Raw genomic sequence first — 11,925 nt, forward strand, 5'->3', positions numbered from 1 at the left:
CAAGTGCCCTTAACGCTTTGAATAAACAACACCAGCCTTACTGAAGGCAACACATATATGGAACAGCCTAAAACCGATAAAAAATCTAAAGCATACCCTTTCATAAACCGGGAGCTCAGCTGGCTCGCTTTTAACTACCGGGTGCTGCAGGAGGCCAAAGACCCGCGGGTGCCCCTGCTCGAGCGCATTAAGTTCATGGCCATCTTCTCTTCTAACCTCGACGAGTACTTTAAAGTGCGCGTGGCCACCCTCAAGCGGCTTGTCGTGCTCAAAAAGAAGACCCGGCAAAAGCTGGTGGAGCCGCCAACCGAAACCCTGGAGCAAGTGCTGCAGGAGGTAGGCAGGCAGCAGGAGGAGTTCGGCAAGGTGTTTCGCGAAGGTATTCTGGCCGATCTGCACAAAGAGAACATCCACATGCTAACAGAGCATGACCTGAAACCGAAGCAGAAGACCTTTGTAAAAAAATATTTTGCCGAGAAGCTGCAGCCCCTGCTGCTCCCCATTTTGCTGGACGAAACACAGACCCACCTGTTCCTGAAAGACCAGACCGTGTACCTGGGCGTGCACCTGACCGAGCCCCTGAAAGACAATGTGCCGCCGGAGCGCTTTGCCATGATGGAGATACCGACTAAAAAGCACGGAGGCCGTTTTCTGAAGCTGCCCACTGTGGGCAACCAACGGTACGTCATGTTTATTGATGATGTGATCCGCTTCTGTCTGGCAGAGTTGTTTCCGGGTTATAAACAGCAAAAGGCGCATGCCGTAAAAGTATCCAGAGACGCTGAGCTTGACCTCGAAGACGAAGCCGGCAACCTTATGGCCAAGATCACAAAGAGCCTGAAGAAGCGCGAAACTGGCTACCCCGCCCGCCTCCTCTACGACCCGGAAACCCCGCAGGAACTGCTGGAGGCCATTATGGCGCACACCGGCATACAGGAAGATGCGCTGGTGGAAGGCAGCAAATACCACAACTTCCGCGACTTTTTCCAGTTCCCTGACTTTAACCTGCCTCACCTCAAGTTTGAGCCACAGCCCAACCTGGCGCACCCGCTGCTGGAGCAGGAGCCAAGCCTGCTGGAAGCCATGAAAAAGCAGGATTACCTGGTGCACTACCCCTACCAGTCGTTCGACTATGTGCTCCGGCTGTTCCAGGAGGCGGCCGAAGACCCGAAAGTAAAATCGATCAGTGCCACCCTGTACCGTGTAGCCGAAGACTCTGCCATTGCCAAAGCGTTGGTAAAAGCAGCTAAAAATGGCAAGATGGTAACGGTGGTGGTAGAGCTGAAGGCCCGCTTCGACGAGGAGTCGAACATCTTTTGGGCGGGTAAGCTGCAGAAAGCCGGGGCCAATGTAATACTGGGTGCCCCTGACCTGAAAGTACACTCCAAGCTGGGCCTGATCACGCAGGTAGAAGATGGCAAAATGAAGAACTACGCCTACCTGAGCACCGGCAACTACAACGAGGACACCTCCCGCATTTATTGCGACCACGCCCTCTTTACTTCCAACCCCGAGCTTACCAAGGATGTGGAGCAGGTCTTCAACTTCCTGATGGACGGGCAACCCGACAAGCAGTTTAACCACCTGCTGGTGGCGCCCATAAACATGCGGGAGCGCTTTGTGGAGCTGATAAACCAGGAAATAAAAAATGCAAAAAAAGGCCTGCCTGCCTCCATGATCTTAAAGATGAATGCCCTGCAGGATGAGAGCATGATTAAAAAGCTCTACGACGCCAGTAAGGCCGGCGTAAAGATACAGCTGCTGGTGCGGGGCATTTGCTGCCTGGTGCCGGGGCAGGAAGGGATAAGCGAGAATATCGAGATGCGCAGCATCGTAGACCGCTACCTGGAGCACGCGCGGGTATATATTTTTCATAACAACGGCGAGGAGAAATACTATGTAGCCTCCGCCGACTGGATGACCCGCAACCTGAACCGTCGGGTAGAAGTGGCCTTCCCCCTCACGCAGCCCGACCTGGTAGCGCAACTGCGCCATATCATAGACCTGCAGCTACAGGACGCCACCAAAGCCCGGACCGTAGACAATACGTATGTGCAAACGACGGAGCAGGAGAGAGTGCGGGCACAATACGCCACCTACAGTTACCTGGAAAGCCTGTTGCCGGAAACCAAACAGCCGAAAAAGAAAGCCAGCTAAGCTTGTGCAGCAGCCGAAGTAGGTCCGGAGGGCTGTTTTGATTCAAAAAATCCCCTTGCAGGTTCTGGCCTGCAAGGGGATTTTTGGTTATGAGGCCTTTCATAAAAGGTGCAGCGGCAAATTACATCTAGTGCTCCTCCAGTTTGATTTTTAGAACGATTTAATACTTGTAAAGCTGCCAAAAAACATAGCTACCATAATTTTGAATTTCTAATTTGACGAAGCACTAGTAGCAGCAACAGTAACCTCTGGGGGAGCATTTTAATTAGAATAATTGATCCGAAACCAGAATAATATTCCCCAGGGGCTGTGCCCTGACAGCGCACTTCATGAAGTCTACAAGACTTGTTTTTCAGCAGATGAAAGTTCTGCCAGGCGACAGAGCCGGGGGCAAAGACGGATAAGGCATTTAGATGGGGATTACCGCAGCTAATTACCTTTGCGAGAATCGCCTTGGCGGCACCAGGTAAAGCTCTACGCCCAGGTAGCCGGCTCCGGCCAGGTCGTTGTTGATCAGTTCGTCGCGGGAGCCTATTACGTCGTAGATCCGGTTGCGGTAATACTGCCGGAAACCGCCTTCTACCGAAAACCACAGAAAATCGTAGATCTCCTGCTCCAGGCGCAGCAGCGCTTTTATGTCGGTGCGGCGCAGTTCCAGATCCTCGAACTGCGCCAGAGGCGGCTGATTTACATACATGTTGTAGCTGGCGCCTTCCAGCCGGTAGCCTGCGTACAGAATCGTTTTTTCTGACACGTTGCGCCTGAACCTCACATTAGCAGGAAAGATAGACTCCACTCCCCATTTATCGTTGAAGGTGCGGTTGTAGAGTATACCCGGGTACACGCGCCTGCGCCCGAAGGTATACCCAAACTGTCCGCCTATTCCCCACACAAAGTTGGGGCTTTTCTTCCAGCCATAGGCCATGTCTATGGTGGTTTTCAGATAGTCTGTTATGTTTATGTTCTCTTGCGTATAATCGCCGTTCAGCTCCCCTTTTATACGCACCAGGTAAAAATTCTCTTCGTCTATAGACCGCAGAAAGGCTATCTGCAGGCCCAGGCTTTTCAGGTCTTTATCTTCGAGGTACCTGTAGAGGCTGTAGGTGCTGGGCTCCACATGCTCGAAGTTAAATTCCTCTACATTGTACGTAACGCCAACTAATAACTTGGTCCGGGGCTTGTTCATAACAGGAGCCATCAGGCGCATGTCCCATTTGTTGTTTCGCCTTACGCGGCCGCTGCCATTCCCTATAGCCGGGTCGTCGGTGCGGGAGTCTATATCGAACTGTGGCAGGCGCTCGTAACCAATCACCACGCCACGCCCCCTGGGCATTCCTTCCACCGATGGATTGGCATAGATCTTCTCTTTTTCCGGCTCTATGGCCTGTGCCCTTACCAGCTGATGAAGCAACAGCAGTGGCCAACAAAGTACCATACAAACTATTTTTTTTTTCATAGTGCGTTGGGTCGTAAAAATATTGGTTTTTTACCAGGGCTTCAGTTTCAGGCGTACCTCACTGTTGGGTAGTGTATAAGCAAAACCTCCGGAGGGCTATTTTCATTAGAATAATTAAGAATAATTACGTTGATACCAGGCAAACAGCTGCTGCCGGCGTTCATGCTTCTGCTCGTTTGTTATACGCGGCGCCCACCTTGTTTCAGCAACGGCATCGGCAGCATGAGGTTGCCTGCTCCCTGCCCTGCTCAGCTTTCTGCACCGCTAAGCTCAGAAAAGCTTCTGAAGCCCTGCTTCCAGGCTGCGGCAGGGATGATGCCTGCCGCAGCCTGCTTCTAAAAGAAGAATCCGAGGTTTACGTTAAACAGCCCTTCTTCCTCTCCTTTGGTATAAGTTAGCGAGATCACGTTCTTCTGGATGATATCAACAAAAAGGCCCCCTCCCACACCTGTATGCATACTTCGGAAAAAATTCTGTTTCTCGTTGCCGTCGTAGTACACCCGGCCTGCATCAAAGAGGCCCAGCACACCTAGTCTGGCGGCCGTTACAGAAAAGTTGAGGTCGAACAGCCCCAGCCGCGCCTCTGCGTTGCCGAACACGGCACTGCGCCCGGCAAAGCGGGTACGGCGGTAGCCCCGCAGGTTATCGGTGCCGCCCAGCGTGGCTGCCTGAAAGAAGCGGAAATCGCCAAAATTATGAGATGCCCCGAGGCGCCCTGCCCATGTAACCTGGAACGGAAAGTTCGGGCTGATATAGAACCGGAACTCCGACCGGATGTTAGTGTACTGCATGCGCTCCGCGCCAACCTGCTGCTGAAAACTAAAGCGGTTGTGCCAGCGCATGCCTATGCGCGGGTTGGCAGTGTTTTCGCCTCCCAGCACTTCCAGGTTGGCAAAGGCCACCGCCCCGACATAGTGCTGCGCCTTAAATGAGCCCTCTTCGGCATTGTAAATACCCGGCTCCACCCGCCCTGCCACCACCTCCTGCAGCAGGTAGGTCTCCTTGCCGGAGTCTGACACCCGGAAACGATCGTAGGTAGGTCCAAGACCCACTGTTACGAACGAGTTCAGGTCTTTGGTGAAGGTGGCATGCAGGTCTACGCGGCGGTAGCGTACCCGGTAGAAGCTGTTGTCCTGATCATCGGCCGCCTGAGTGTCGTTGCCAAAGCCGTAGAAGTTCCGCTGAAACTGTGGCCCCTGCAGCAGGGCGTACAGGCTCAGGTTCCATTTATTTACCACATCCCGTATATCAGCGGAGTATTTTATATTAAAGGATTTGGTGAGAAAAGCGAAGTTTGCCTCCAGGAGGTGTTCTGAGGCATACGGTGTTTTCCGGAACTTCTGAGTGCGCCGCAGCACGCCCGCCCCCAGAAACAGCCCGTCGTCTACGTTATACTGCGCCGACAGCCTGGGCCCGGTATAGGGCAGCTTAAAGTTAGTGCGGTCGTAGGCATTCACCTCGGCGGCAACAGATGTTTTGTCTTTTGTTTCCGGACCAAAGCGAAAGGTGTTCCCCTCTTTCGTGTCGTATACATAAGTGTGTTTCTTCAGGCCGCTCACCCGCGATTGATCGCTGATAATGTCTTCACCTATTCCACCAATTATCCGGACGATGATGCCTTTGTTCACGGTTCCGGTCACATCAAACCTATCCTGCCCTCCCTGGCCGTAGAGGCGCAGTTCTTTGGTTTCGCTGGTATAAAAGGTGCGCGTAAGCAGGGTATCTCTGATATCGCCCTCCTTCTTAATTTTGAAAACGGTCAGCCTGGTTTCTTCATCGTTGAGGCGTTCTACTATAAAATGCTCGTGCTTGTCGCTTCCGGTTACGTCTACCATTTCTGAAATGTGCTCGTAATATGCTTCGGCCACCTGGGGCAGCTGTTCGCGCCGCGCCCGCAGCTTGGCTGCAATCTCCGCCCCCGAAATGGCCCTTATATTCTCAGGAAACCGCTTGATGGCTTCTTCTATCACACTATCGGTAACCTGCACCCTTATTTCTTCGGCCATCCGGACCCACTCTGCCCGGGTTACGCTGGGGGTAAAAGTACGGTCCAGGTTGAGGCCACTAAGGCCTAGCCCCACCACATCCTTTATCTCGTAGTCGAAATTCTGAATGTGCCGCACTCCCCACTTACGGGTGGCCAGCCAGGGCAAAATGCCATCGGCCTTAAAGAACACCTGGTCGCGGTCTTCGGGCACCGGAATGTAGCTGTGTCCATTCTCGAGCTTCTCCTCCTTCCAGCGCCACTGCCCTTCGTGCCTGTCCCAATCGCCGATGAGCATATCGAAGAGCCGGGCACGGGCAAATGCCTGCTCATCTACCCGGTTGTCGTTGTCTTTCCCGACTTCGCGCAGTACCTTATCGGTGCCCACCAGGTTTGCTGCATTCCCGAGGCTGGCTACATCTTCGTGGTTCTCGTCAGGATCTTCTTCCAGAAAGGCAAGTGTGTTTCCGAACTCATCTATGTACTGCCGCAAATAAGGTGTGTTGGGTATAAAGACGAGTTTCGGATTGGTGTGGAACACACCGGCAGCATTGGCCAGTGGCGGTATGGCCAGCGCACCATAGGGGTGCTGGCCCGATATCTGGTCCTGCAACAGGGCTTTGGCGGCAGTTTCCTGCAGATACTCGGGCAGGGCATTGGTAGGGTCTTTATCGACGGTACGCAGGGTATACTCCTGGGCATCGGGGTTCCTGACTTTGAGCGATGCGGTTTGCTTGCCGCCTCCTTTCTGATATGGTGTAAGGCCATTCAGTTCGTTTTTCATATCGAGCAACGGCACCTCCACCGGTGTTCCCCATTCAGTGCGGTAATGGCCCCCTAACAACTTTCTGCGGATTTTGGTTGTCAGGTAATCCTGGTTTGCCGCTATTGTAATGGTGCTGTCGGCATAGTTGGTTTTGTCTTCTACTAATGGAGCTTCCGGCCGGGGCTTTTTGGCATAGAGGGGTGTCCGGAAGGAGATGCTTCCTGTGGACCCATCGCCCTCCGGTACCCAGAACTCCGTCCATACTTCTCCGTTCTCGTAGTAGAGCACCTTGGCAAAACCCTTCACCTGGTGCAGGTAGCTGGCCCCGCCTCCGGGTTTCACAAATTGCGTTTTGCAGCCAGACCCACTCAGGATATGCGGCAACTTACCTATTTTGGCATACTCCAGGGCGTGCTCATGTCCTGCCGCATACACAATGTTGTCGTACTTCTCAAAAATAGTCATCAGGCCCTGTATATAGGCCTGGTAGCGTGGGTGTGGTGTGTCTTGCAGAATGCCGCCGTATTTGCGGGCAAACGGATAAATAGAGCCAATAACCGGCAAGGGAAAATACATCCATTCGCGCAGCATGGTAAGCGGAAATATGTGGTCTTTCAGGGTAAAGAAACCGCCATGCGCCCCACGGGCCAGCAGCGGGTGGTGCGCCACTATCATAATGTCGCTTCCGCTGTTCTTCTCGATTATATCTTCCAGTTGCACCAGAAAATCTATTTCGGTGGCAGCCTCGCAGGTGGTGTTTTTACCGTAAGGCCTGTCGAAAGGGTGGAGCCACCACTCCGAGTCGATGGCGATGAGGACCAGGTCGTCGCTTATCTTTACCTCGTAAGGCCCAGGGCAGCCGTTTCCGGGCACGTAAAAGTCTCCTCCAGTCACAATATTCTCTTCTGTCAGATACGTGTTCACATATACCTGTTCGCGCATCACGGCCTCCAGTCCGCCCCGCCCGCTATGGTTCCAGTCGTGGTTGCCCGGTATCATGTACTTTTCGCCGGCATAGCCTTTCAAAATGTCGAGTTGGGCATTCAGTCTTTTCTCAGAGATTTCACGGTCGTACCGGCCCTCTTCCGGAAGCCCGTTGTGATACACATTGTCCCCCAGAAAGATAGTGGCACTCCTGGCACCCGCCTCTTCCATTTGTTTCCGCATCAGTATCATGGAGGGCTCCCCCTTCTCGAGGTCTGGTGCGCCTACATCGCCGATCAGGAAAACTGTGTATAAAAGCTTGTTAGCCGGGTCCGGCACGGCTTTCTCCCAGTTGAGCACTTCGCGGCTGTACCAGGATTTGTGGGAAGCGCAGGCTGACAGCAGTAAGACAAATGCAAGTGTAGACAGTAAACGTGTAGGCACAGTATAGAAGTTATTATTTATAGATAATGATCAAACCGAATCCTGCCTGCAAAGCCGCCGGCAGGCCGCCTCAGTAAATGTTCGGACAGGCTGAATGGCAGGAAGCATTCAGGCAAGCTTGTTTCTCTTCGGCTACGTACCGGGTTCCTCCTGCTAGTGTTTATTAGAAAATGAGCAGCCGATAGCCTGGCAGGCCGGTTATGGCCTGAATAATTCAGAAATTCGCCTTTTTCCGTTATCATATAACATTCGTAAACATGCACTCGATCGTGTGTAGAAGCATGGTATGCTTTGGTTAGGTTTGTTATACTGAAAATGTGGTAAAAAGGACAGTTCAGCACTGCAGGACTGGATTTGATAAACGATGACAATCGGGATTTAGTTATAGCCCTGTGGCGCCGGAGCAGCAGTTTTAACAAGGATCGGCAGAGGCGAGCCACAACATGCAGAGTTTCAGACAGGCTTGGAGGGGAGTGCTTCGCCAAATTAGAACCTATAGAAGGCTGCACAGCTTATGCTGCAACCATCCTGAGAGTCCTTACCTCCTGTAAATACTTGGTTAGGGCCTACCTATTAAGATGCTGACTAAAAAGTCTAACATCTGTGATCTAACATCTAAAAAGCCTCTAGAGGGCCTGTTTCATTAGAATAATTGCTCCCAGAGCTAGGAAGGAAAGAAAACAAAATATAGCGGCAGCAGCAACGGCGGCAATCCTTCAGGGGTATATTTACCGGGCAGCATGAGAAGAGAAAGAAGTCTGAATTTCGGAATTATTCTAATCAAAACAGCCCTTCGGGGACCTCTTCTGCTCCTGAGGCTGCTGGTCCGGCTCGCATGCGACAGATTTTACCTGCATGAATTTAGTAGCATGGGTTGTACATGCAGGAGAGGTATCATACCCCGGCAGGAGCAGGAAGCAAGGATTATATTTACTTAATAGGCGGCTTTGCTAACTAAAAGCTGCTTTTGCCGTAACCGCAGATTACAACAGCTGCATTATGCATCACCATCTTTATCTGCATTACACATGAGGTTTGGCACCCCTAATACTTCCAGTTTCAAAGGCAGTAGTATACCCTATATGGATAATAAAATAATTGAACAGGCAAAAGAATTTGTATCGAGAGTCTTTCAGGAGAAGCTTTCCAAAAAGCTTGTCTATCACAACTACAAACATACCTTCGAGACAGCCAATGAAGCTTTGAAGCTTGGCCAGCTCCATGAGCTGCCTGCAGATGAGCTACAGGACGTTGTTCTAGCCGCCTGGTTCCACGACCTGGGCTATATCAACACCTACCAGGGGCACGAAGAGGAAAGCGTTAGGCTGGCCACTGATTGGCTGGAGGAGCAGCAGTACCCGCAGGAGCGGATACTGCGCATAGCACAATGTATACTGGCCACAAAACATGGTCAGGAGCCCAAGGCGCTGCTGGAAGAGATACTGGTAGACGCCGATCTTTCGAACATCGGCAGACCTACTTTTTTTGCCACCGCCGAACTGCTTCGCGTGGAATGGGAAATTTTTCTGGATAAGTTCTTTACCGACCAGGAGTGGGCGCAGTTCCAGATGGACTTCCTGCTGACCACTTCTTTTTACACGCAGGCTGCACAAGGTAAATTTGCTTCGCAGCTTGGGCTGAACATTCAGGAGCAGCGCAATTTCCTGAACCAGGAAGTTAAAAAGCAGAAAAAGAAGGAGAAAAAGTACCGTGAAACGCTGGCTCAGCCTAAGCGAGGCATCGAGACCATGTTCCGGAACACCTACCGCACGCACCTGAACTTAAGCGCCATTGCCGATAACAAGGCCAATATGATGATTAGCCTGAACGCCATTATCATGTCAGTTATCATCACCTACATTAGCGCTAAGTCGTCTGTTATAGGCACTGAGTTTGCACAACATCGCATTATCATTATCCCCATAGGCTCCCTGCTCCTGACCACACTAGGCTCCATTATTTTTGCCATCATATCGGCCCAGCCCGAAGTAACCAGCTTCGCAATGAACAAAAATAAAATGAAGAACCGGGATGTGAACCTGCTCTTCTTCGGCAATTTCACCAATTTAGCGTTAGAGGATTTTCAGCAGGGGATGCATGAAATAATGCGGGACAAAAAATCGCTGTACAACAACATGATCACAGACATTTATTACCTTGGCGAGGTGCTCGACCGTAAGTACAAAATACTGCGCATTTCCTATACCATCTTTATGTTCGGATTAGTGCTCACGGTTATAGCCTTCAGCATTGCCATGGCCTATTATTAACCTGTCAGTGTAGCCTGCAGACGTGATTGCCGGTCCTTCAGCAGCAGCAGCAAATAAAGAAATACCCTCCGCAGGGATATTCTGATTAGCATAATTGCATCTAAAGCCGATACGCAATTTTAGTGATAGCCTGCCCGCGCAAACCAGCAAATTAACGAGTTACTTTGCCGCGGCAAAAGCAAGGAGCTTGCAATCTGCCTGCTTTAATGGAATTCTAATGCCAGTCAGGAAATTTAGCGCCATGTTCTTACATTTGCAGAAGGTTAAAAATCTGAACAGGCAACTGCTCTAAATAGCATGGCACTTGTTTTAAGGACATTTTTAATCTAAATTTGCCCTTAGCAAAAGTGTTAACACAGGCCACGTAGTTCAACGGATAGAATAGAAGTTTCCTAAACTTTAGATCTGGGTTCGATTCCCGGCGCGGCCACAATCCTTCCTGACACTTAACTTGAGAATGCGATAATTTGCTCTTAGCTACACCAGAGAGCAAGTAAAGAGATATTGCTTGTCTCGCATGCTGTACCAGCTTATTCCTAACCCTGAATTTAGATACTACCGATTCGTCTGCATCAGAAATCGGTTTGCCACCTTTTCTAAAACATAAGCCTGTTCCTGCTTAAGCCCGCTCCCGATTTAAAAAGGCCAAATTATTGTAGATAAGTATGGCGCCCTCGCTTGAAGCCTGCAACAACATGATATATAAGAGATTACACATCAGTTAATAAGTATAAACCGGCACCTTTACGAGTAGTTTGCAATTTTAGTTACGCATTTTGGAATTAATTTCTAGTATTCATGTTGTATTCTACAAACAGCTCTCATTGGTGATGATCATATATAATAATCTAATCAAACTCGAGTACAATCCGGTTACAGATATTCTGTTAGTAGAATGGCCGGATATCTTCGATTACGCATCAGCAGAAATGAAGCAAACCCTGCAGGCCATTGTTGACACCATTAAGCACTATGATGTGAAAAAGTTATTGATCGACTCGCGAAAATCAATTATAGGTATTTCGCAGGCTGAATATGAAGCCCTGCTAAAGGAGTTTAACAAAGACCTGACAAACACCCGCCTTCAGAAAATTGCCCGCCTGGAAAGCGAAAACCTTACTAGGGAGGCTCAGGTAAAGGAACTATTGCCTAAGCTAAAGCAAAAAACATTAGTCGATTTTGGAACCTTTGCATCCATAACAGAAGCTACAAACTGGTTAGAGCGTTAACTGCGTCTTTTGCAGGCCTGATATATCCAGAATTTTTTCCAGCTCTCCGCATGAGAGCTTTTTTTATGCCCTACACATGCTGAGTTTTTCTTCTATGTTCAAAAAGTGAAACAAGCTATGCAATTCCAGGATACTGATATAGAACCTGTTATATATCCAAATTAGAAACTATTTACGCAACGCTCCGCTAATCTATGTATTAGAAATTCAAAATTAAGACTGAAAGCATATATGGGGTTCTGGCAGTTTTTCAGGCATCAAACCTTACTACAAATCAAATTTGAGGAGCACCAGTTTCAAATTCTATCTATCCCTTTCCACATTCCCCAGGCACTCTACCCCGACATAGCAATCTTGTGGGGTAGGTGCAACAACAATGATTATTTATGCTGCCCTCTAAGTTAGCAGAGCGAGGGCGTATCCTGTTTGCGGAAAAGCATATTTTATGGCTTTTGTCTTTTGTTATGATAATAGATCTGCCCTCTATGAAAAGGTGGAGCGTCCCAAAGAATTAAATCGGTTATATCTAAATAGTCACTCCAATTTAATAATCTCTCTTTGGGAGGTCCATTTTCATTAGAATAATTGAGAATCGCTTTGAAAGGGCCTGCCTTCCAACAGGAAGTGCCGCCAAGTCCCACAGGGCGCCTGGAGAGGGTGCGGCCGGCGCCGGGCGGGGGGGGGCTAAAACGCAG

At 50.1% G+C, this 11,925-nt stretch carries 5 protein-coding genes and 1 tRNA gene; 4 read left to right on the plus strand and 2 right to left on the minus strand.

What is annotated here, in order from left to right; translation table 11 throughout:
- The first annotated feature begins 57 nt into the window (after positions 1 to 57).
- The gene (ppk1, locus tag FJM74_RS20610; RefSeq protein WP_187264534.1) at positions 58 to 2,157 is read left to right on the plus strand and encodes a polyphosphate kinase 1; all 2,100 of its coding nucleotides are present in this window, start codon (positions 58 to 60) and stop codon (positions 2,155 to 2,157) included.
- A gap of 433 nt (positions 2,158 to 2,590) precedes the next feature.
- Here the strand turns inward: ppk1 and FJM74_RS20615 are convergent, their stop codons facing one another.
- Positions 2,591 to 3,613 carry a DUF6268 family outer membrane beta-barrel protein gene (locus tag FJM74_RS20615; RefSeq protein ID WP_187264535.1) on the minus strand — a complete coding sequence of 341 codons (1,023 nt, stop codon included), beginning with the start codon at positions 3,611 to 3,613 and terminating at the stop codon, positions 2,591 to 2,593.
- A 335-nt stretch (positions 3,614 to 3,948) separates the two neighbouring features.
- The gene (locus FJM74_RS20620; protein ID WP_317175591.1) at positions 3,949 to 7,731 is read right to left on the minus strand and encodes a metallophosphoesterase; all 3,783 of its coding nucleotides are present in this window, start codon (positions 7,729 to 7,731) and stop codon (positions 3,949 to 3,951) included.
- A 1,082-nt stretch (positions 7,732 to 8,813) separates the two neighbouring features.
- Between FJM74_RS20620 and FJM74_RS20625 the strand changes: the two genes are divergently transcribed.
- The 3 genes from FJM74_RS20625 (at position 8,814) to FJM74_RS20635 (ending at position 11,230) form a co-directional block, all read left to right on the plus strand.
- On the plus strand, positions 8,814 to 10,001 hold the full coding sequence (locus tag FJM74_RS20625) for a Pycsar system effector family protein (protein WP_187264536.1): 1,188 nt from the start codon (positions 8,814 to 8,816) through the stop codon (positions 9,999 to 10,001).
- A 358-nt stretch (positions 10,002 to 10,359) separates the two neighbouring features.
- Positions 10,360 to 10,431: transfer RNA gene (locus tag FJM74_RS20630), tRNA-Arg, on the plus strand.
- A gap of 346 nt (positions 10,432 to 10,777) precedes the next feature.
- Positions 10,778 to 11,230: a hypothetical protein gene (locus FJM74_RS20635; protein WP_187264537.1), complete on the plus strand. Its 453-nt coding sequence runs from the start codon at positions 10,778 to 10,780 to the stop codon at positions 11,228 to 11,230.
- Positions 11,231 to 11,925: the final 695 nt, after the last annotated feature.

Origin of the sequence: Pontibacter beigongshangensis, assembly GCF_014332515.1 — a bacterium.
Lineage (GTDB): Bacteria > Bacteroidota > Bacteroidia > Cytophagales > Hymenobacteraceae > Pontibacter > Pontibacter beigongshangensis.